Annotated in this window: 22 protein-coding genes and 1 pseudogene; 19 read left to right on the forward strand and 4 right to left on the reverse strand. The window is 44.3% G+C overall.

Translation table 11 applies throughout. The features are described from left to right. Nucleotides 1-195: 195 nt before the first annotated feature. The gene (locus tag MHB46_RS23045; protein ID WP_341163554.1) at nt 196-945 is read right to left on the reverse strand and encodes an SDR family oxidoreductase; all 750 of its coding nucleotides are present in this window, start codon (nt 943-945) and stop codon (nt 196-198) included. Between the two features lie 240 nt (nt 946-1,185). Between MHB46_RS23045 and MHB46_RS23050 the strand changes: the two genes are divergently transcribed. The 9 genes and pseudogenes from MHB46_RS23050 (at nt 1,186) to MHB46_RS23090 (ending at nt 6,357) form a co-directional block, all read left to right on the forward strand. Beyond that, a complete protein-coding gene (locus MHB46_RS23050; protein ID WP_250266356.1) occupies nt 1,186-1,755 on the forward strand; it encodes a TetR/AcrR family transcriptional regulator in 570 nt (189 codons plus the stop codon). Nucleotides 1,756-2,270: 515 nt separating this feature from the next. Continuing rightward, nucleotides 2,271-2,577 (forward strand): annotated as a pseudogene (locus MHB46_RS23055) (hypothetical protein). A gap of 89 nt (nt 2,578-2,666) precedes the next feature. Further along, nucleotides 2,667-3,086, forward strand: a complete 420-nt coding sequence (locus MHB46_RS23060; protein ID WP_341163555.1) for a GNAT family N-acetyltransferase — start codon at nt 2,667-2,669, stop codon at nt 3,084-3,086. Between the two features lie 308 nt (nt 3,087-3,394). Then, nucleotides 3,395-3,712: a DMP19 family protein gene (locus MHB46_RS23065; protein WP_341163556.1), complete on the forward strand. Its 318-nt coding sequence runs from the start codon at nt 3,395-3,397 to the stop codon at nt 3,710-3,712. Between the two features lie 219 nt (nt 3,713-3,931). Beyond that, nucleotides 3,932-4,381 (forward strand): hypothetical protein, encoded by a 450-nt coding sequence (locus MHB46_RS23070; RefSeq protein WP_341163557.1) that lies wholly within the window; start codon nt 3,932-3,934, stop codon nt 4,379-4,381. 109 nt (nt 4,382-4,490) lie between these two features. Further along, on the forward strand, nt 4,491-4,988 hold the full coding sequence (locus MHB46_RS23075) for a GNAT family N-acetyltransferase (RefSeq protein WP_341163558.1): 498 nt from the start codon (nt 4,491-4,493) through the stop codon (nt 4,986-4,988). After that, nucleotides 4,955-5,212 carry a GNAT family N-acetyltransferase gene (locus MHB46_RS23080; RefSeq protein ID WP_341163786.1) on the forward strand — a complete coding sequence of 86 codons (258 nt, stop codon included), beginning with the start codon at nt 4,955-4,957 and terminating at the stop codon, nt 5,210-5,212. The genes MHB46_RS23075 and MHB46_RS23080 overlap by 34 nt, the downstream gene beginning before the upstream one ends. Nucleotides 5,213-5,253: 41 nt before the next feature. Continuing rightward, the gene (locus MHB46_RS23085) at nt 5,254-5,709 is read left to right on the forward strand and encodes a DinB family protein (RefSeq protein ID WP_235309201.1); all 456 of its coding nucleotides are present in this window, start codon (nt 5,254-5,256) and stop codon (nt 5,707-5,709) included. A gap of 21 nt (nt 5,710-5,730) precedes the next feature. Further along, entirely contained in the window at nt 5,731-6,357 is a 627-nt protein-coding gene (locus tag MHB46_RS23090) for a class I SAM-dependent methyltransferase (RefSeq protein WP_341163559.1), read from the forward strand. Nucleotides 6,358-6,516: 159 nt separating this feature from the next. On the opposite strand, the gene MHB46_RS23095 is transcribed toward MHB46_RS23090, so the two are convergent. Beyond that, nucleotides 6,517-7,365 carry a sulfurtransferase gene (locus MHB46_RS23095; protein ID WP_341163560.1) on the reverse strand — a complete coding sequence of 283 codons (849 nt, stop codon included), beginning with the start codon at nt 7,363-7,365 and terminating at the stop codon, nt 6,517-6,519. A 75-nt stretch (nt 7,366-7,440) separates the two neighbouring features. Continuing rightward, complete coding sequence (locus MHB46_RS23100) at nt 7,441-8,385, reverse strand: DMT family transporter (protein WP_322174613.1); 945 nt, start codon at nt 8,383-8,385, stop codon at nt 7,441-7,443. 233 nt (nt 8,386-8,618) lie between these two features. Here MHB46_RS23100 and MHB46_RS23105 point away from each other — a divergent pair, with 233 nt between their 5' ends. The 7 genes from MHB46_RS23105 (at nt 8,619) to MHB46_RS23135 (ending at nt 15,641) form a co-directional block, all read left to right on the forward strand. Further along, on the forward strand, nt 8,619-9,527 hold the full coding sequence (locus tag MHB46_RS23105; RefSeq protein ID WP_341163561.1) for a hypothetical protein: 909 nt from the start codon (nt 8,619-8,621) through the stop codon (nt 9,525-9,527). A 212-nt stretch (nt 9,528-9,739) separates the two neighbouring features. Continuing rightward, nucleotides 9,740-10,453, forward strand: a complete 714-nt coding sequence (dapD, locus tag MHB46_RS23110) for a 2,3,4,5-tetrahydropyridine-2,6-dicarboxylate N-acetyltransferase (protein WP_061829691.1) — start codon at nt 9,740-9,742, stop codon at nt 10,451-10,453. 183 nt (nt 10,454-10,636) lie between these two features. Continuing rightward, complete coding sequence (locus tag MHB46_RS23115; protein WP_076157259.1) at nt 10,637-11,773, forward strand: N-acetyldiaminopimelate deacetylase; 1,137 nt, start codon at nt 10,637-10,639, stop codon at nt 11,771-11,773. A 75-nt stretch (nt 11,774-11,848) separates the two neighbouring features. Beyond that, nucleotides 11,849-12,958: an ABC transporter ATP-binding protein gene (locus tag MHB46_RS23120; RefSeq protein WP_025720927.1), complete on the forward strand. Its 1,110-nt coding sequence runs from the start codon at nt 11,849-11,851 to the stop codon at nt 12,956-12,958. Next, nucleotides 12,948-13,760 carry an ABC transporter permease gene (locus tag MHB46_RS23125; RefSeq protein WP_165178529.1) on the forward strand — a complete coding sequence of 271 codons (813 nt, stop codon included), beginning with the start codon at nt 12,948-12,950 and terminating at the stop codon, nt 13,758-13,760. Before MHB46_RS23120 ends, MHB46_RS23125 begins: the two co-directional genes overlap by 11 nt. Continuing rightward, complete coding sequence (locus MHB46_RS23130) at nt 13,750-14,571, forward strand: ABC transporter permease (RefSeq protein WP_023989585.1); 822 nt, start codon at nt 13,750-13,752, stop codon at nt 14,569-14,571. The genes MHB46_RS23125 and MHB46_RS23130 overlap by 11 nt, the downstream gene beginning before the upstream one ends. Further along, entirely contained in the window at nt 14,568-15,641 is a 1,074-nt protein-coding gene (locus MHB46_RS23135) for an ABC transporter substrate-binding protein (protein WP_165178528.1), read from the forward strand. Before MHB46_RS23130 ends, MHB46_RS23135 begins: the two co-directional genes overlap by 4 nt. Before the next feature lie 552 nt (nt 15,642-16,193). Here MHB46_RS23135 and MHB46_RS23140 read toward each other — a convergent pair. After that, complete coding sequence (locus MHB46_RS23140; RefSeq protein ID WP_341163562.1) at nt 16,194-17,357, reverse strand: aminotransferase A; 1,164 nt, start codon at nt 17,355-17,357, stop codon at nt 16,194-16,196. Between the two features lie 306 nt (nt 17,358-17,663). Here MHB46_RS23140 and MHB46_RS23145 point away from each other — a divergent pair, with 306 nt between their 5' ends. From MHB46_RS23145 to MHB46_RS23155, 3 genes are all read left to right on the forward strand, one after another. Further along, entirely contained in the window at nt 17,664-21,035 is a 3,372-nt protein-coding gene (locus tag MHB46_RS23145; protein ID WP_341163787.1) for an S-layer homology domain-containing protein, read from the forward strand. Between the two features lie 115 nt (nt 21,036-21,150). Then, a complete protein-coding gene (locus tag MHB46_RS23150) occupies nt 21,151-21,552 on the forward strand; it encodes a VOC family protein (RefSeq protein WP_023989581.1) in 402 nt (133 codons plus the stop codon). 109 nt (nt 21,553-21,661) lie between these two features. Continuing rightward, on the forward strand, nt 21,662-22,192 hold the full coding sequence (locus MHB46_RS23155; RefSeq protein WP_103049538.1) for a GNAT family N-acetyltransferase: 531 nt from the start codon (nt 21,662-21,664) through the stop codon (nt 22,190-22,192). The last annotated feature ends 18 nt before the right edge of the window (nt 22,193-22,210 follow it).

A 22,210-nucleotide genomic window follows, 5' to 3' on the forward strand; every position in this document is an offset into this window, starting at 1 on the left:
AGGGCTGTTTGAACTTCGGGAATTCCCTATATTATGTGAAATCAACGAAATTATTTAAGAGGTAAACATGGGCGTGACCGCTTGGCGCTTTTTCTTACTTCACGAGCAAGTTGCAATAAAATGAACATGAAGTAGATAGAGCTGAGTGTCTACTTCATGTTCGTCTAAACTTTTGAAAATTGAATTACAGGTGGATCAATGAATATTTGGAGGTTCAGAATTCATCCTATCGTTAAGCTGAGTCACAAAAACACCTTCGTTCGGGCCAGGGTTATTTCGAAACATTTTCGCTTCTTCCACCAGAACTTCGTCTGTATCCGTGCCAAGTATCTTTATTGTTGCATCAATGAATGAAGTAAGTGGCATCGCACGCGGTTCATCGTTGTTGCTTTGAACCCATGGAGGCACAATTTCTATTACTTTTACCGACGTGTCTTTAAGCATGTACCTTTGGGACAGCGTATAGGTATGAAGTGCTGCTTTCGTCGCGGAGTATACAGCAGTTGTCGCTAATGGTACAAATCCAAGTATTGAAGTCGTGTTGATGACAACCGCTTCTTCTTTGGACTTCAAATGCTCAATAAATGCAGAAGTCAACCGAATGGGACCAAGCAAGTTTGTAGTGACGGTTGAAATCAAAACATCCTCATCGATCACGCCCGCCGCGTCATCGGACTGTATGATGCCGGCGTTGTTAATCAAGACATTAACATCCGGGTATTCTTCGATTAACCGCTTGGCGGCCGCCTCTATGCTGGCAGGATCTTGTACATTCAATTCCACTGCGGACATGCCGGGATTCGCTTTGATCGTCTCCTCCAGACGCTCTTTACGTCGACCGGAGATAATAACTTTGTTTCCAAGATTGTGGAGAGCTTCTGCTAACGCACGTCCAATTCCCGAACCGCCGCCTGTAATAAAAATCGTGTTTCCTGTAAGTTTCAATTTTTAAACCCTCCTAATTCAATGTGATTTAAATCATTCCAAAGATTGTAAAACAATAGCTTTCATGATTACAGCTCCTCTAAAATTGAACATATGTTGAATCATCAACATAAATTTTATAAAGTGAATGTAACAGAGCGGTATATGGGGTTCAATGGTTAAAACAAGCGTGGTTGTTGATTTTTCAACAGAGGACTTCGAAATGTTCATTTTTTAGGATGGTGCAAAGGGGAGAAGGATATGGACAGGCGTATTCAAAAATCGAGGCAAGCCATTATTGATGCTTTTATGAGGCTGATGTCAGAAAAGGAATTCGAGAGAATTACGATCAATCAAATTGCGGAGGAAGCGAATGTCAATCGTGGAACGGTTTATTTGCATTTCGCTGACAAGTACGATCTGCGCGACCAATGCATGGAAGTTCAAATTAACGAGTTACTGCGCAATTGTATGTCTGAAGATAATTTCTTTCATGTCCCTTCCAAAACCGCACTACTGCGCACGTTTGAATATTTGGAGCAGCATGCTTCATTCTACTCTAGAATGCTAACGAACAAGGGAAGTACGGTTTTTCGGAACCAAATGGAGACAATGTTTCGGCAAAGTCTGAGCGAGCATCTGGATTCGATCAACCTCGATCAGGAAATGAACAGGGACATTACGGTGCAATTTTTAATTTCAGCAGCGGTGGGGGTAGTGGAATGGTGGATTACCCGTTCGATGCCATATCCGGCATCGGTCATGGTTGAACAATTTTGGAATTTGCTGAACTGTGGTGTCGAGGGACACGAACGAACATCGTCCATATGAGCCTCTAATTTAGAGGCTTTATACACAAACGTTATCAGAAATTCTTGAATTACTAAAACATAATAATAAGTTCTCAAAAGTACTAAAAGCTATAGTATAAAGAACGCAAAAGATCTGGAGGTCATTTTATCGATATACTCTTTGCCAAGTATGGAATTAATATAATCCGAAGAGATGGGGGAATATTCATTAGTTTTGATGCTGGTGGAATAGTGGTTCAAATGATAGAAATAGAAATAACAGAAGAAGAGTCACTAGAAGCTCAGAAAAGTGAAAGAGATGCATATGAACTAATAATCAAACTACAAAATGAAAAAAGACCATATAAGAAAATTCGCTGATAAAAAATTTGCAGATTGATTTTGAATGCATAGTGAAGAAGTTCGGTAACTTCTGATAACATAATATTCAAGCATAAGAATCCTCACGGAGCTTTGGCCTGTTGGGATGGAGTTGGAGGAGGGATTTCAGCAGACAACCCCAGAAAAAATAAAAAGACAATGGAGGTATGTTGGGTGCTGACATTAGAAAAAGCTAGAAAAAATGATGCACAAAAACTTGCTGAAATACAAAAGGCCAGTTTTGAGGATGAATCAAAGCATTTTAATAACAACGAAATCGTGGGCCAATAGGATATGACTCCATAAGTTGGCAAGAAGAGATGATGCAAAATTGCGAATATTTCAAGGTACTCTTTAATGGAGAAATAATCGGGGGAGCAATCCTAGCTGGAGTGTGAAGAATCATCACTTCTATTCAAAGTGTGGGTTTACCAAAGTTAGAGAAGAAGGTGACTTATACATTTTTGAAAAGACTTTATAAACTTATGTAATGTACAAACGTTATGAGACATCAGTGCTAAGTGTTACCAAGAAGATATTTAATGAAAAGAGTGAAAGGGAGGATTTACAATGAAGATTGATTTTGCGATTGAATCAGATTATGAGTATATCTCGTTAAGAGACAAGCACATACATAAGACACTGATAAGACCAAAAATAAAAGAAAATGAAATTCTAATAATTAGAGAATCCAATCAAGAAATAGGTTGGATGAGATACGGATTTTTTTGGGACAACACACCATTTATGAATATGATATGGATAGATGAGGAGTATAGAGGAACAGGTATTGGTAAAAAAGTTGTCCAGTATTGGGAAGAATTAATGAAACAAAAAGGATTTGAAATGGTCATGACCTCAACACAGTCGAATGAAGGAGCTCAACATTTTTATAGGAAGCTTGGATATAGAGATGCTGGATGTTTAATGTTTGAGAATGAACCTCTGGAAATAATACTGACAAAGAAGTTGAACAAAAATTTACGTTGAGGAAATCAATGAAGGAAGTGACATTTAAAATATTATTCAAGCTGCTGCTAAAATGGAGCCTAGGTCTGCGAGTTGGATTTCGAAGAGGGATTTTGCAGACAACCCCTTCGGGTTCAGGAATACAGAAACGTTACATGAAACCATTCAAAACCCAAACTATGAAATCAAGGTGAATATGATGAGTACCCTAAATCATGTTATAAAGCTATTAATTCCGCCCCATAATAACTTTTCGGCTACAGATCTTGTGGAACACATGGGTAGTGTGATCTACGGAGAAGAGGCTAGCTCAATAAGAGACATGATTTATGTTGAGGACTATTATTTTATTAATAGATTTTGATACAGAATTATCAATGAATGGAGTCTTCGGGGTTTTTCTGGAAAATTCCACTGGAAAGTACTTGAATGAAACAATTTCTGCTTTAAAGCTAATTAAAGCAGAAAAAGATTCGTCTATTATGGAGGAGATAAAGGAGCTAATTGAAGGTATTAATTTTAATGGGAAAATAAAATTAGAACCATATCAAGTTACAACATTTGAAGAGAGACATGACATTAATGAAAAGCTGCTTGAAAGAATTGAAGAGTTGGCTGATGGACTGTTATATATATTCAATGGATAGAAATATTTTCGACAACTTAATTGGTTATCTTTCTAACAACTGGATTGTATTGTTGAAAAAGCTTAAGGATGTTTGTAAGTAACTCGCAGAAGTGCGCGGTTTCATCTAACCCGGCATGCGCTGGGCGTCGTGAATACACTCTTGGTCCGGTAAGAAAATAAACAGTTGATAGGAAGATGCAGATTTCATTTAAATTAAATACGGTATGGAAGTGAATTGATGGAGGGACCAATCATAACTTGTATAAGTATAGGCGTTTATGCTCATGCACTTACAAGGGGCAATAAATACATCGTAAAAAAAGAAGATGGGGACAAGTATAGAATTATTGGAAACCATGGAAAAGCAGTTTGGATATCAAAAGCTCATTTTATTGAAGGAAATATAGAAGTGCCTTTTTTAGAAAGATGGAAGTTTGATGATGATCCAAAGGAGTTTGATTTGGTGGAGGTGACCCTTACTTTTTCGGATGGAAGTGAACGATGGAGTTTGGTGACAACCCCTCAAAAATTAGTAAATCACTTTGAAAAAGAAATGAAAATACCAGGATTTAACATTAAACATCTTATTATAACGAAAACAATGGACCACGATGATATTGAAAAAATATTAAAATATTTAGAGGCCAATGATGAATTAACAGAAGCAAGCCAAGCTTTGGAACGTTGATTCGGAGAGGATAGAGGAATCGCATAACATTATATTCAAGCTGCGGCTCTTATGGAAAATAAGAAACGTTATGCGAAACCTTTGAGAATCTAGAAATGAGGTAACTTCAATGATGCAATACAGAATCCGACCAATAATAGAAGATGATGTGTTTTTTTTATGGGAGATGTTATATGAATCATTATTTGTCCCAGAAGGTCAAGAGCCATTCGATAAAGCGATAATAAAAGACCCTCATATATCAAAGTATATTGAAGGTTGGGGAAGAGATGGGGATTTTGGATTTATAGCAATGAACCATGAGGGTGAACCCGTCGGCTCAATAACAGTTCGATATTTTAACGAGGATAATAAGGGATTTGGATTTATTGATAATGATGTACCCGAACTAGGAATGGCTTTGTTAAAAGAATACAGGGGAAGAAAAATCGGAATGGCCTTAATGGATGAATTATTTAAAGAAGCTAGGAAGAGGAATATAAAAAAATTATCCCTCAGTGTTGATCCGAGCAATGCAGCGGCAATGAAACTCTACGAGAGATTCGGATTTAAAGAAGTTGGGAAAGTTGATTCATCAATCACGATGGTTGTCGATTTGAGAAGTTAAAATACAGTAGTAGAAGAGTATTACAATATGGATTTGAGGAATTAAAGGCTCATCGGATTATTGCGATGTGTAATCCAGAAAACGCTTCATCGTGGAGATTATTGGAACGCTTGTTGATGCGAAAAGAAGGTCACCATATGAAGAAAGCATTTTTTTATAAAACGGAAGAAGGACAACCCATTTGGCATAATGCATATAAATATGCGATTTTAGCAGATGAATAGCAAAGGAACAATGAATAATTTGAAAAAAGGAGCGTGAAACCATGAATGAGAAATCGCGGTTACTAGAGGAGTTCAAGGAATGGATCCGTTTTGTTTCTGAGATTCGTGAAATGGATTGGCAAATAACGATTGCTGAAGGTAAATGGTCAGTTCAGGATATCGTAAGTCATATACTGCTGTGGGATAAATACTTTTTTGAAGCAGCAATAAGTCCCATATTAAACAATACACCTTTGACATTAACACATATGGATTTTGAACAATTTAATCAGGATGCTATTGAATATGGAAAAACAAAAACGAAAGAAGAATTAATTAAAATGACTATTCAGTACCGTAACATGATATTGGAGAGTATAGAGAGTTTTGAAGACGATAAGTTTACTAAAGAATATGCTGACGGGAACTTTACTGTAATATCATATTTAAGAGATTTTATCTGGCATGATCAACATCATATCAGACAGATTGATGAGCTTAAAAGAAGAGCTATGTGAGTATATAGGCGGGTGAATCATATGGGGGATTATTGGAACAAAAGATTTACTGAAGAAGGGATGATTTGGGGTTGTGAACCAAGTCAAACTGTAACCCAAGCTATAGATTTGTTTAAACAGAATCATGTACATGATATTTTGGTTCCTGGTGCTGGATATGGAAGAAATACGAAGGCGTTCTCTTCTTATTTTCAGGTTGATGGAATTGAGATATCTAGTTCAGCTATAAATCTAGCAAAAGAATGGGACTTAAAAACGAATTTTATTCAAGAATCGGTATTGGAGTTTAGTACATGCCAAAGGTATGATGGAATATATTGTTATGATTTATTGCATTTATTTTTGTTAGAAGACCGAAAAAGACTGATACAGAATTGCGTGAAGCATTTGAAGGAATTGGGAGTAATGTATTTCACATGTTTTTCTAATTGTGATTTTAATAATGGTGTGGGTAGGGAAATTGAAGAAGGAACATATGAATACAAGGAAGGGAAATATGCTCACTTCTTTACTGAAGAAGATTTAAAAGAACATTTTAATGGTTTGAATATATTAGAAACGGGTTCCATAAGAGAAACTCTGATATATGCAGAAAAACAACAGAAAGAGTATGAATTAAGATATATATTTGTTCAAAAGATTGGATAGCCATTCAAAAAAAACAAGCAACTTCAACTACATCGTTGTATTGCTTCACTTATCTCAAGTTGATTTTTTGTGTACTTTTAAACAAAATACACTGCCGTAAGCCTAATCGCTTAGGACAGTGTATTTGTCTTTAGAACCTGTATATCCGTTGAAAACTTTTTATTCCTCCCCGGTCGCCACCGGATTCTCCTCATAACTGATCCAGTCGCTCCAGCTTCCCGGATATAAACGGACCTTACTAAATCCAGCTTCATTCAAGGCGAGTACATTGGGACATGCGGATACGCCGGAACCGCAATACACGATAATTTCTGCGTTTGGATCAAGGTCAGCAAAGTGCTGCTGCAATTGTTCCGCATTTTTAAAGCTGCCTTTTTCGTCCAATACTTCTTTCCAAAAGTAATTCACCGCACCTGGGATATGCCCCGCTGCTTGATCTATGGGCTCCTCCAGCCCCAGGTAGCGAGGCCGCTCTCTCGAATCAATCAATATGGAAGAGCCACCAGGAACAGAATCTTCGGATATACGTCGTACTTCTTGCATACTTGTGAGCATTTGTGGCCGAACATTTGCCACAAAGGTCGAGGGAATGCGAATCGGCTGATCTGCCGTAACGGGGAATTTTGCTTCCTTCCAGGCACTGTAGCCTTCTTCCAGTACGTACACCTGCTCATGCCCGAGGTAGCGCAGGAGCCACCAGAAGCGGGAAGCCATCATACCGCCTTGGTCATCATAAGCGACGATGCGTGAACCTGCGTTGATCCCGACACGACTCAGACGTGCGGCAAGTGTATCCACATCAGGTAATGGATGGCGACCCCCATGCTCACCAAGAGGAGCAGTAAGGTCTTCTTCCAAATCGAAGTGAACCGCCCCTGGAATATGGTCTTCATTAAATTGAGTCCGTCCAGCCCCGGCTTGTCCGAGCAGGGAACGACAGTCGGCAATGATCATGTCCGGCTCATACAATCGGGCCAGCAGCCAGCGTTTGGATACGATGGATTTCATAGAGGATTCCGCCTTCCTTTATTTAACAGTAAATTTAATCCGTTGAGTATGGTTTATGAAAATGGGGTAAATAAGTTAAGAGCTGGCCTTCAGGGGGGGCTCAGTGTCGGGCAACTCACTTTGATGGATGACTTTCTTTTTAAAATCCGCTCCGTATCGGATAAAAATCCATACCCCGAACAGGATGAAAAAGCCTGCACCAAATTGTAAAGTAGACAGCCTTTCCCCGAGCAGCACCCAAGCTAGCAGGGAAGAAATAACAGGTTCGCCGAGTACCGCCATCGACACCGCGGTGGCGTTAATGTATTTGAGCAGCCAGTTAAACAGGTAATGTCCGAACAGCGTAGGCACAATGGCAAGCAGCAGGAACAGTCCCCATTCCCGTGGAGCGTATCCAGTAAAAGGAATGGCATTGACCATATTATACAGCGCAAGTGAGGTGGCTGCGATGGCGAAAACCCAAAAATTATACACAAACGCGCTCAAATGCTCGCGTAGATGCTTACCCATCAGCATATGGATGGACACGGCTACCATACCCAAGAAGGACAGTGCGTCCCCGAGCAGGGCTTGTCCCGAGACATGAAAGTCTCCAGCTCCGATGGCCAGTGAGCCGATAAAAGCCATACCCATTCCGATGAGCATAGCGCGATTCGTGCCCGTCCGGAAAAACAAAAAAGAACCGAGCATGACAAGGATCGGCTCCAATGTCATAATAACGGTAGAGCTTGCAACGGTGGTCAGTCGCAGTGAGCCCATCCAGAGCAAGAAATGCAGCCCCAGCGCTATACCGGACCAGAGGATCAGCATCCACTGCTTGCGGGTCAGGCTAAACAGCTCGGTGCGGTATTTCCAGACCAAAGGTAGCATGATCAGATTGGTTAGGTACAAACGGTACATAGCGATGACGGACACCTCGGCTTCAGACCATCTTACGAAGATCGAGGAGAACGAAATGGCGATAATACCTATGATGTACAATAATTCAAAGGAAAACGACGGTTTGTGTGCTTGATTCATGTGGCAGCTCCATCCGTATGGAGGAAAATAAATACGTTTATATTCCTTCCAAGCGGTATCTCGAAAATTGGGTTTAATACAGCCCATTATACCGTACCTGACATTCCCGTGGTATTAGGATTTTGCAAAATCCTGAGAATATAATAAACGGGAGCAGGAGGTAGGGTTTTAAGTGAGATGCTGCGTAGAACTTTTGCTGCACAAGCTCGTCTATCATAGTGGAGGTGGATTTTATGAAAAAACAAAACACATTTTCAATCATACTACTGACTGTAGTGGCAGTGCTGGCTCTGTCAGCCTGTGGAACGAAACCGCAAACCAATAACACCGCACCTCAAGGGTCAGACCAACCGCAAACGCAACAGCAGCCGCAAGTTAAACCGGAGCCAATCGCTGAGCCGGAGGTTAAAAAAGGCACAGGTGTATACAATGGAGCTGCTGACCCGCATACGGTAGAGATTGAAACCAATGGAGAAGCCCAATCCTTCCAATTGGGGGAGGGACTGGACACGGTAATAGCTGGACTTAAAGAAGGCGATACAGTAGCGTTTGAATACAACGAAAAAGCAGTAGAGGGCGACGCGACGGCGAAGCAACTGACTTTAACGAAAATACAAAAAACAGAGGCTGCAACAGATGGCAACCAAAACGGAAGTTCTGGTCAAGCGGTAGGCGGAGAACGCTCGAAGACTCAAACTTTTGAGCTTACCCTTGAAGGGAAAAAGGAAAAGCAGACAGCAACATTGGCAAAAGGAGAGGGATATTCACTGTATGTGTTTGATCCGATGTCCCTGTTTCCCGATCAAAACCGTGTTGCCTTGGCTGTAGATGATAACTATTATGCTGAAATTACGAAGCTGCCCTCCGACTTTAATCTGGATGAGCTTCAAAAAGAAGGCGAAAAGGATCTAGCTTCCATCGGCAAGGTTCAAAAGCTGGACAAAGCAGCCGTACCTCAAGCGCTGTCCAGTAGCCGTCTGTTCTTACAAGCGAGCGGTTCGAAGATGACACAGCAATATATTGTTGTAGAAAATAAAACAGGTGGTTTCATCGTGAAAGTGAACATTCCACAAGGTGAACCTGCTGAAGGATTCGAATCCTTCATTTATACATCGCTGGAAAGCCTGCAAGCTGATAAATAACCCTATTTTGATGTGGGATGGTCGGCGGCTTACAATCATGAATTTAAGGCAGTCATGCCGCTGGAAATTGTTATTTTAAGGGTTAGGTTAGAGCTATAAGGGTCTAATCTATAATTGCGAGACCTGCACTTTTGTGCTATAAAGGATGAGAGAATAAGATCATTCCGGCTTGCGAAGTCGTATGAAGCGATGAAGGAGTTGTTAGATTTACTATGTCCATCGAAATGAATACACAAGAAGTCATCAACGTGATTAAAAACAGCAAGAAAAAGACGCCTGTTAAAGTATATGTAAAAGGAGCTTTGGCTTCCGCATCTTTTGGCGAGAATGTTCAAGCTTTTATTTCTGGAGACAGTGGTGTTGTATTTGGGGATTGGGCTGATATCAAGCCTGTACTGGATAGCGCAAACGCGAAAGAAGAAGACTATGTGGTGGAAAATGACCGCCGTAACTCTGCTGTTCCTATGCTCGATCTGAAAGGCATCAATGCCCGCATTGAGCCAGGCGCATATATTCGTGATATGGTTGGCATCGGTAACAACGCAGTCATCATGATGGGTGCAGTGATTAACATCGGTGTCACCATTGGTGAAGGCACGATGATTGATATGAATGCTGTGCTGGGCGGTCGTGTTAAAGTAGGTAACATGTGTCACATCGGTGCAGGCGTTGTCCTGGCGGGTGTCATTGAACCACCATCTGCACAACCAGTTGTAGTAGAAGACGATGTATTGATCGGTGCAAACTCAGTCGTATTGGAAGGCGTACGAATTGGTAAAGGTGCAGTTGTTGCAGCCGGATCTGTCGTAACTGAAGATGTGCCTGAATACTCCGTAGTGGCGGGTACACCTGCACGTGTGATCAAACAGGTCGACGATAAGACCAAATCTAAAACTGAGATTTTGAAAGAACTGCGCATTCTGTAAGAAGGCAAAATTTTTTTTAATGTACCAAAGGTGAACGATTCCTTGTCAGAAGCATGATGCACTGACAGCATAACTTAGGGACGAAGCACAACGGACAAGGCTCGGCGGCTGCGCCGGGCTTTTGTCCTTTTGTTCTTTTGCCAGATAAGAGCTGATGAGCTATAAAGAGGAGGCGTAGCAGCAATGAGTACGGTCGACTATCGTTCTTTTGTCCAAATACGAAGGGATTTACACCAAATTCCCGAACCGGGTTTTGAGGAATACAAAACACAACAATATTTGCTGAATTATTTGGAAACGCTCCCTCAGGAGCGGTTGGAAATTCGTACATGGCGTACGGGCGTGTTAGTGTTCATTCATGGAACGGCTCCTGAACGCCGCTATGGATATCGTTGTGATATGGACGGTTTGCCGATTGAAGAAGAGACAGGGTACGATTTTCGTTCGACCCATCCCGGCTATATGCATGCTTGTGGACACGATTTACATATGACGATTGGATTGGGAATTGTTACTCACTTTGCAAGCCATCCGATTAAGGATGATCTGGTTGTATTGTTTCAACCGGCTGAAGAAGGGCCGGGCGGAGCCTTGCCTATGCGGGACAGCACGGAGCTGGCAGACTGGATACCCGATGAAATTGTCGCGTTGCATGTTGCACCTGAATATCCTGTCGGTACAATTGCGACTCGCCCGGGCATCCTATTTGCCAATACGTCGGAGCTTTTCATCGACCTGAAGGGTATGGGTGGGCATGCTGCGTATCCACACAAGGCGAATGATATGGTAGTGGCTGCTTGTCAGCTGGTGGGACAATTACAGACGGTTGTAGCCCGTAATGTGAATCCACTCGATGCAGCGGTCATTACCGTGGGTAAGGTTAGCGGAGGCACGAAGCAAAATATTATCGCGGAAACCGCCCGTTTGGAGGGTACGATCCGAACGTTGTCAGCCGATACAATGATGCTGGTTAAATCACGGATTGAAGCGCTGGTACGCGGTGTTGAAGCTGGATTTGAATGCCATGCAGAGATTCACTATGGCTCAAACTATTTGCAAGTGTACAATGAAGCTCAGGTGACCGAGGAATTTATGAACTGGGTCCGTAATCGGCAGGATGTGCAGCTTATTGAATGCGGAGAAGCGATGACCGGAGAAGACTTTGGGTATTTTCTGGAGCGAATTCCCGGTCTGATGTTCTGGCTTGGTGTTGATACGCCTTATGGTTTGCATCATGCGAAGCTGGAACCTGCGGAGGAAGCGATTGGTGTAGCCATTCGTGTGCTGACAGACTATTTTACCTGGAAGTCTCAAGGGTAAATGATACGCCCTGAATAAATAGGTTTAATGAAAAGAATGAAATGGAATGAAGTCGAATTTTTGAAGGAGGGTGTTATGGGAGAGCAAACCATCATCCGATTTGAACGGGTGACCAAGCAATATGACAACGATCCCCCAGTGCTGGCGGACGTCAGCTTTGAGATTGAGCGTGGTAAATTTTATACACTGCTGGGGCCTTCCGGCTGTGGTAAAACGACGATTCTGCGTATGATTGCAGGTTTTGCAGAGCCGACAGAAGGCTCTATTTATTTAAATGGAAAACTCATTAATCGTGTTCCAGCCAATGAGCGGCAGGTTAATACGGTTTTTCAAGATTATGCGCTATTTCCCCATCTGAATGTGTTTGAAAATGTAGCCTTTGGTCTGCGCATCAAAAAGATGAACAAAAAGGACATTCAGGAGAAGGTGACACAGGCGTTGTCCTTTGTCAATCTGGAAGGCTACGGTGAGCGAGAAATTTCTGAGATGTCCGGGGGACAGCGTCAGCGTGTAGCCATCGCACGGGCTATCGTCAATGAGCCTGATGTTCTCTTGTTGGATGAACCGTTGTCTGCACTGGATTTAAAGCTTCGTACAGAAATGCAGTACATTTTGCGCGAAATGCAGCAGCGCCTTGGAATTACTTTTATTTTCGTTACGCATGATCAGGAGGAAGCACTGGCCATGTCGGACGAAATTTTTGTTATGAACAAAGGTAAGATTGAGCAGAGTGGTACGCCTAATGATATTTATGATGAGCCGATCAATCGGTTTGTTGCTGATTTCATCGGCGAATCTAACATTGTCCCAGGACGGATGATTGCAGATTATCAAGTGGAATTTAACGGTCGACAGTTTGAGTGTGTCGACGGAGGATTACGTCCGAACGAACCCATTGAAATTGTGATCCGGCCGGAGGACTTGGAGATTACGAATGTTGCTGAAGGCAAGCTGCGTGTGAAGGTAGATACCCAATTGTTCCGTGGTGTTCACTATGAAATAAGCTGCTATGATGATTCGGGTCAGGAGTGGCTCGTGCATTCTACCAAAAAGGCGGAGCTGGGCAGTGAAATCGGTCTGCGATTTGACCCGGAAGCGATCCATGTGATGCGGTTTGGGGAAACAGAAGAAGAATTTGATCGGCGTCTGGAAGCCTATGAAGAGGTGGATCAGCATGTCCGGTAATACGAGAGCAGCGTATCTGCTGCCTTACTATTTATGGATTGTGCTGTTTGTGGCGGCTCCAGTTGTACTTGTGTTTTACTATTCACTATTTGATGTGGATGGTCATCTCACCTTCAACAACTATGCTCAGTTTCTGACACCTGTTTATTTGAGCATGACGCTTAGTTCGTTTTGGTATGCATTTCTGATCACAGTATTTTCACTGTTAGTTGCTTACCCGGCGGCATATTTGCTCACACGCACCAAGCATAAGCAGCTGTGGCTGTTGCTCATTATTTTGCCGACCTGGATTAACTTGCTACTCAAAACGTATGCTTTTATCGGGATTTTCGGAACCTATGGTCCGGTGAATACGGTGTTAGGTATGGTTGGGTTGGGAGGTCAGCAATTATTGTTTACCAGCTCCAGCTTTGTGTTTGTGTCGGTTTATATTTTTGTGCCTTTTATGATTTTGCCCATTTATAACGCGTTGGAAGGGTTAAACCCGTCATTGCTGGACGCAGCCCGTGATTTGGGAGCCTCCAAATGGACCGCGTTTCGCAGGGTTATTTTCCCGTTAACGCTTGCGGGTGTGCGATCCGGTTGCATGGCTGTGTTTATTCCAGCGTTGTCGCTGTTTATGATTACCCGCCTGATTGCAGGTAACCGTGTGATTACACTGGGGACGGCGATAGAGCAGCATTTTCTGGTTACTCAGGATTGGGGTATGGGCTCTACGGTTGCCGTGTTCCTGATTTTGGCGATGGGGATCATTATGCTGCTCACCTCGGGAACGAAACGGAGGGTGCGGCATGGTAAATAAAAACCGATTCGGAAATATTTATTTGGTGATTGTTTTTCTCGTGTTGTACGCACCTATTTTGTATTTGATGTACTATTCCTTCAACAGCGGCGGGACGATGCATGAGTTTGAAGGTTTTACACTCCAATATTACAAAGAGGTGTTTGCAGACACCCGTTTGATCATTATTGTCATTAACACCTTGGTGATTGCTCTGCTGTCGTCTGCGTTGGCTACGATTATTGGCATTATGGGGGCGCTGGCTATTCATCAGATGCAGAACCGTCGAGTCAAAAACACGATGCTGTCGCTCAATAATGTATTGATCGTGAACCCGGACGTCATTATTGGCGCTTCCTTCCTCATCTTGTTCACGATGGTCGGGATTAAGCTGGGTTTCTACTCCGTTTTATTATCCCATATTGCATTTAGTGTGCCGATTGCGGTCATTATGATTTTGCCGAGGTTGCAGGAAATGAGTCCATCTCTGGTCGATGCCGCGCGTGATTTGGGTGCCAGCCGAATGGATGTGCTGACCAAGGTGATTCTACCCTTTATCAAGCCAGGGATTTATGCGGGCTTCTTTATGGCGTTAACGTACTCGCTGGATGATTTTGCGGTAACCTTTTTTGTGACAGGCAGTGGCTATTCGACCTTATCAGTGGAAATATACTCACGTGCCCGTCAAGGGGTTTCCTTGTCCATCAATGCGCTATCCACGCTCATTTTCCTGTTTACTGTGCTGCTGGTGGTGGGTTACTACTTTATTATGCGCAAGGCGAATCGTAATGGTAAAAAAGAGCCTGCGGCAGAAATGGGGGTGCCTAGATGAAGTCACTTGTGCGCGTGTTTCTGTCGATTTTCATCATCTCGTTTGGGCTGATGGGGGTGGCCGCATGGTTGAATTCCAGTCAAGGCTACTCCGGTGGCAACACACTGACGGTGTACAACTGGGGAGACTACATTGACCCCGAGCTGTTGGAACGGTTTCAGAAGGAGACGGGGATTACTGTCATTTATCAGACGTTTGATTCCAATGAGGCGATGCTGACGAAAATCGAGCAGGGAGGAACTTCGTTTGATGTAGCGGTTCCCTCGGAATATGCTTTGGCTAAAATGAAGCAGGAGCACTTGTTGCTCCCGTTGGACCACAGCAAGCTGCCGAATTTGAAGCATGTGGATTCTCATTTTCTAAACCTTTCGTTCGACCCGAATAATGAATACTCGGTACCGTATTTTTGGGGTACAGTCGGGATTGTGTTTAACCCGGAGCTGACGAAAGGCATTGATTTTCATAGCTGGAACGGTCTGTGGAATCCAAAGCTGCGTAATAATCTACTGTTGGTTGATGGTGCGAGGGAAGTCGTAGGGATGTCACTGAACAGCCTTCACTATTCCTTGAACGATACGAATGAGGCACATTTGCAGCAGGCATTGACGAAGTTGGAGAAATTAGCACCCAATGTCAAAGCGGTTGTCGGTGACGAGATTAAAATGCTGCTGGCAAACGAGGAAGCTGCTGCTGGAGTTGTATGGTCCGGTGATGCGTCTGAAATCATGGATGAGAACGACAAGCTGGATTACATCGTGCCAGATGAAGGGTCCAACCTGTGGTTTGACAATATAGTTATTCCAAAAACCGCTACCCATGTGGATGCGGCTCATAAGTTCATCAATTTCATGATGCAGCCCGATGTAGCCGCCCAAAATGCCGAGTTTGTAGGTTACTCCACACCAAACAAGGATGGAAAGAAATTGTTGCCTGAAGATATCTCTGGTGACGAGCGTTTTTACCCTCCGTCCGAAATTACAGACAAGCTGGAAGTATACAACAATCTAGGCAAGCGCATGCTCGCTCATTACAATGAATTGTTCCTGCAATTCAAAATGCATTTAAAGTAGGGAGTGGCGTGCATGTGAATCAGGTTTGCGCTTTAAAGGTCGCTGCGGTGGCGGATGGTGCTTACCATCGCTGTTAAATTCCGATTTTTTTGATTTGAAGTATAAAGGTTAAAATTGGAATTTAAAGGCGACCGCTTCGCTTGTCCAGCACCATTCCGCCCCCTCCGCTGCGTCATGCTTAAAGGTACGCACCCATGAATCCCTACGCCGATAGCGCGTGGGAGTAGAGCGAAAAGGCCTCTGAACCACCTGTACGGGTGGCACAGAGGCCTTTTTTATGTTTACTCACCGTGCAAAGCGGTGAGTATTTTTTTATCCCTGCGTCTCCCACACATGTTAGAGAATTGTGGGACTTTAAGGTGGGCAGTGAGCGAAGCGGGCCATTTGAATCTGGAGAAGCGGTAGCGTTCGGCTAAAAGCTTTCCTTTGGAAAGCTCGCTTCGAAAGCATATGCTTAGTGGGATTCTTACCTATAAATGTTTTATCCAATCCAAGAATCCCCCAGCAACAGCGATCGGAAGATCAAATGGACTGCGTAGCGCCTCTCCCACCTTAACTCCTCACAATTCCCCTAACAAACCTCTCTATTTTATCCAACCCTTGCTCCAGCACATCCTGCCCGTAAGCATAAGACAAGCGAATGTATCCTTCGCCATAGGAAGAAAAGGCATCTCCAGGTACGACAGCCACTCCATGCTCTTCCAGCAGCTTCAAGGTAAAATCCATAGAGCTTAATCCAAAATGCGCGATGGAAGGGAAAAGGTAAAAGGCTCCCTCGGGTTTCTCCAGCGGGATACCCATGTCTGTCAGCCTTCCATGTACATAATCACGACGCTTGCGGTATTCCTCACGCATCGGAAGTGCATCATCGACACCAGTGGTCAAGGCTTCCAGGGCAGCATATTGGCTAATCGAGCTGGCACAGGTTACGTTGTACTGATGGACTTTGACCATGTGCTGCGTAATTTCAGCGGGTGCAAGTGTAAAACCAATGCGCCATCCCGTCATGGAATGTGATTTGGACAGACCGTTAATGACGATGGTGCGCTCACGCATACCTGGTAGAGTTGCAATGGACACGTGGGGGATATCGTAAATCAGTTCACTGTATATTTCATCCGAAATGATAAACAGATCGCGTTCCTTCAGTAAATCCGCGACCGCTTCCAGTTCTTCGCGACTCATCACTCGTCCGGTTGGATTCGAAGGATATCCGAGAATGACTGCTTTTGTCCGTTCGGTCAGATAAGGCTCCAGCACCTCGGCCGTGAGCTTGAAGCCGCTACTGCGGGTATCGGCAAACACAGGAATGCCGCCTGACAAACGGATCAATGGCTCGTACCCTGGGTAGATCGGGACAGGTAGAACAACTTCATCGCCGGGTGACAAAATCGTGCGTAAAGTAATATCCAGCGCTTCACTGGCTCCATTCGTTACGATAACCTCATCCTGTCCACGGTAATTCAGGCCGTATTTACGAGCTACAAACGCCGCTGCGGCTTCTCTTAATTCCGGCAGTCCCGGATTAGGTGTATAGGAGGTGCGTCCTTCGTTAATCGCCCGATGGGCAGCTTCCATAATATGCGCAGGGGTAGGGAAATCCGGCTGTCCGATCGTTAATGACAGGGTCCCGGGTAATGCGGCAACTTTGTTGGCGATTTTGCGGATGCCGCTGATTTGAATGTTTTTAACCTGATCGTTAAGCAAATGCTCCATAGCGTATGTGCCACCTTTTTCTGTATTAGAACAAGTTTACAATAATTTGATCTGAATATGCTACGGCAAGAAGAATTCATTTTTATATGATGGTTTTGCAAAAATCCAATAAGCGACTTCCAATGAACAATATATAGACCGAAGTGGTCTAGTGCGTCTATATATTGCACTTTGGAGCGACTGGAATCGAATTTTGCAAAATCCTTACATAATTCAGGTACTAAATTGACTAATTTATGGTATCTTAAAAGAAGAATATATTTGTAAGCGTAATCATAGTAAAAATGGGGAGGGGAGTATCTTTTGATGAAACAAGAATACATAGTAAAAATATTACCCACGAAATTAAAAAGGTTCGGGATCACATGGCTCAGTGTCATACTGGTGCTTTCAGCTGGAGGACCGGTAGGGTTGTCCAGTGGAAAAGCTTCGGCAGAGCCTGCATCTTTTGCAGGAAAAGAGGTGCAACCTTCACCCGTAACTGTAGGGGCAAGTGTATATGCAGATGTCTATTTTCCTAAAAAGCTTCGCATCCATGATGTACAGGGGGCAGCACACCGTTCTCCATATGAAGGACAAAAAGTAGCGGATATTGAAGGCGTTGTCACGATGGTGAAGGGGAGCAGCTTCTATATCCAAGAGTTGGATGCTCAAGTGGATCAGGATGAAAAAACATCCGAAGCCATTTTAGTGTACAAGCCTAGTCACGGTGCACAAGTTGGGGATGAGGTAAGGGTTAGCGGTTCGGTGAAGGAATACACGGAAAGAACATATGCAAGTAAGCCAATCGACTTGACGACCACAGAAATTGTGGCTTCTTCGGTTAAGGTAATTGCCAATGATCGTCCATTGCCAGCTCCAATTTTGCTAGGAGAACAGGGACGTGTGATGCCGACATCTGTTGTGGATAATGACGGAATGACGGTGTTTGATCCACAGGAGGATGGCTTGGACTTTTTCGAAAGCCTGGAAGGCATGCGTGTAGAGTTGAGGGATGCCACTGTAATTGGTCCTTATGGCTATGAAATTCCAGTCCGAATTGATAACGGTCCAAACACAGGTGAGGTTGTAACGGAGGCAGGCGGACTCATGCTGACAGAAAGAAGTCTGAACCCGCAACGGATTCTGATTGATGCGAAGCCTTCGGGTCCTTTGAAAACAGGCGATCGTTTTGCGGGTCCTATCACAGGTGTGGTGAGCTATAGCTTTAGCAATTATAAGCTGCTGCCAGAGCGTATGCCGGATGTTGTACCTGGCGGCCTCCAGCCAGCCAATACGCATTTGATACGCGATGATCGTAAGCTGACAGTAGCTTCTTTTAATGTGGAAAACTTCGATCCCGGTGATGGAAAACGAATAGATCAGCTGGGGCAGGCTATTGCCGTAAATTTGAATCATCCGGATATCATAGGATTGCTGGAAGTGCAGGATAATAACGGTGAGAAAGACGATGGCACCACAGACGCTTCCGAAAGCTTCCGTGTGCTCATAGAGGCGATTCGTGCTCATGGAGGCCCGGAGTACGCTTTTACAGATATTGCCCCTGAAAATAATAAGGATGGCGGTGCCCCCGGTGGCAACATCCGTGTTGGCTTCTTGTACAATCCGCAACGTGTTACGCTGACCGACAAGCCCAAGGGGGATTCAGTTACGTCTGTCACTTATGGAGTGCAGGGACTCTCTCTCAACCCGGGTCGGATTGATCCCCTGAATGCGTCATTTGAAGACTCGCGCAAGCCGTTGGCCGCTGAATTTGAGTTTGAAGGCCAGCAGGTGATTGTGGTCGCTAACCATTTTAATTCCAAAGGGGGCGATCAAGCGCCATTTGGAGGAATTCAGCCGCCTGTGCGAAGCAGCGAAATACAGCGTGCGAAGATTGCAACAATTGTGGATGGCTTTGTAAAGTCGGTACTGCAAGTGAACCCTAAGGCCAATATGGTGTTGCTCGGTGACCTGAATGATTTTCAATTTTCGGAAACGCTGGCTTTGCTACGGGGGCATGAATTGACCAATCTGATTGACCATTTGGATGAAAAGGAACGGTACTCCTATATTTATGAAGGTAACTCGCAAACATTGGATCATATGCTGGTCAGCCCGTCACTAAGCAAAACATCCGTGCTGGATATCGTTCATATGAATGCGGACTTTAGTACGGCAGACGGGCGGGTCAGCGATCATGATCCGTTGGTTGCGCAAATAGATGTGCCGCGCAAAACGGAAGAACCACCGACAGATGGTGGGAGTGGCCGAAATGACGATGATGATGAGGATCGGCAGGATAACGAAGGAAACGGTAACACTGGAAATGGCGGTAACGTGAATGGAACGGTAAATGGACAGGGTCAGACCGCCAGTAGTGAACCCAATGGAAGCAGCCTGTCTGGTACAAATGTGGTGCAAGTTAAGTCTGTGATGATCGGAGTAGAGCAAAATGGACTGAAAAAGGCAGTTGCTCAAGTAACAGCTGCTGAAATACAAAAGGCCATTCAAAATGGTGCGAAGGGTACGCTTGTGATCCGTGCAGAGGAGCAAGTAGAAGCGAGGACGTACGAGGTTCATTTAAACGGGGAAGCTTTGGGAGCCGTCTTGAACGACCGTATTCGTACCCTTCGAGTGGAAACGCCACAGGGTGGATATGAGATAGCAACAAGTCGTTTGTCTCTTCAGAAACTGGCTGATACCTGGCAGGTGCCTGCAAAACAAATTTCCTTGAATTTTTCCATCATTTCGAACGAAGAACTGGCTAAACGCTTGGATGTTCCGACAGGGCGCAAACTGTTACAGGCTTTGGATATCGCCGCTGAGCTGAGAAACGAGGATGGACGGAAACAGCTTTTGGCGGGTAACGGAGATTCTGGTAGTGGGTATGAACGTTATCTGTTACGTGTTCCTGCAACGGGCGATGCAGACCAGCTTGCTGTAGTGAAGGTATCGACCAACCAAGCCGGACAGCTGTCCTATCAACCTGTTCCTTTTCACGCTGCGAGTGAGGAAATAACCGTGTATGGACGTTCGGGAGGGACTTACGCTGTGCTTGATGGCGGGGCTTCTGGTGAAGTCAGAACGTTCATGGATATATCCGGCCATTGGGCGCAGCAAGACATTACACGGTTGGCAACTCGCCTGCTTGTGACGGGGACCCATTCAACAGCCTCTACAGCTAGTGCGACTCGTGAAAGGGACTTAGCGAACGTGCATTTTGAGCCTGAAGGCCAGATGCGACGCTCTGAACTGGCAGCGATGCTGGTTCGTGTGCTTGGACTGGAGCGTACAGATCGTACGCTGACGAGCTTTGACGACGTTCAAACCGAATCGTGGTATGCGGATTCCGTACGTACCGCAGCAGCAGCCGGGCTGATCAACGGGTATGCTGACGGAAGCTTCCGTCCCGATACACCGGTATCGAAGGAGGAACTGGCTGTGATCATAGAGAGAGCCTTGCGCTTCGCTGGGAACACAGAAGAACATACAGGAGAAGTGATTGAAAGTATATCCGTATCATTATCGGATGCGCAGGAGATTTCTACATGGGCAGCTCCGGCTGTGAAGACTTTGTCTGGACTAGGTATTATGAAGGGAGACGAGAAAGGCCGTTTTGGCCCGGCTACATCCGTGACGAGGGCAGAAGCTGCGGCTGTATTATCTCGCACACTGGATAAGCTACATTGGGAATAGGAAACTTCACTATACAAATGTCAGATTGATTGACTTTATACGATAGTTAAGTTATCTTTTGTGGAGAGATAGTATGATAAAGTAGAATGAATGACGAATGAAGAGGTGAAATGTCGTGGGAGTAACAGCTAAACAAATTTTTGTGAATTTGCCAGTTAAAAATCTGCAACAGTCCATTGATTTTTTCACTACCATCGGATTTGAATTCAGCGCTCAGTTCACTGATGAACATGCAACCTGTATGGTTGTTAGTGAGCATATTTTTGTCATGTTATTGGTTGAAGAACGTTTTAAAGCGTTCACGACAAAGGAAATTTCAGATGCCACAAAAAGCACAGAAGCAATTGTTGCCTTATCGGTGGAGAGTCGAGAAAAGGTAGACGAGATCGTCCACAAGGCTTTGGAAGCGGGTGGCAAGCCCTCAAACGAACCTCAAGATCATGGTTTTATGTATGGATGGAGCTTTCAGGATTTGGATGGTCATCTGTGGGAGTTCTTTTATATGGCAGAGCAGTAATGGAAATGAGAACGATGAAGTAAACGAAGTATCATGGAAAGTAAACTATCCTAAAAAGATAGTTTGCTTTCTTTATTGTATGTTATCGAACTCATCGGGAGGAATCACAATGTCTAACGAAATGAGAGTCTACCCTGTTCAAGCTCTGAACGAAGCCCTGGCAGATTCGCTAAGTCGACTGTTAATCGACGTGGTTGCAGACGGTGCATCTATAGGTTTCTTACCCCCATTAGGTTATCAGGAAGCAGCAGCTTATTGGAACAATGTACTTGAGGACGGCGTAGTTCTGTGGATTGCCGAGAAGGACGGAGTACCTGTAGGGACGGTCCAGCTGCATTTGGCGCAAAAAGCTAACGCTATTCATCGTGCGGAAATTGCAAAGCTTATGGTGCATCCGTCCGGACGCAGACTGGGGATCGCACGACAGTTAATGAAGGCAGCGGAAGAAGAGGCACTAAGTCAGGATAGAACGTTACTGGTGCTAGATACACGGGTGGGTGATCCCTCCAATGGACTATACGAGTCGATCGGGTTCGTAGAAGCTGGTGTTATTCCGGGGTATGCTCAATCAGCCGACGGTCAGCTTCATGCCACTCGATATTATTATAAGCCATTAAATCCGTATTCAAGTCATAGCTGAGCATTTATCGAATAAGTG

The sequence above is a fragment of the Paenibacillus sp. FSL H7-0703 genome (assembly GCF_038003485.1).
GTDB lineage: Bacteria > Bacillota > Bacilli > Paenibacillales > Paenibacillaceae > Paenibacillus > Paenibacillus polymyxa_B.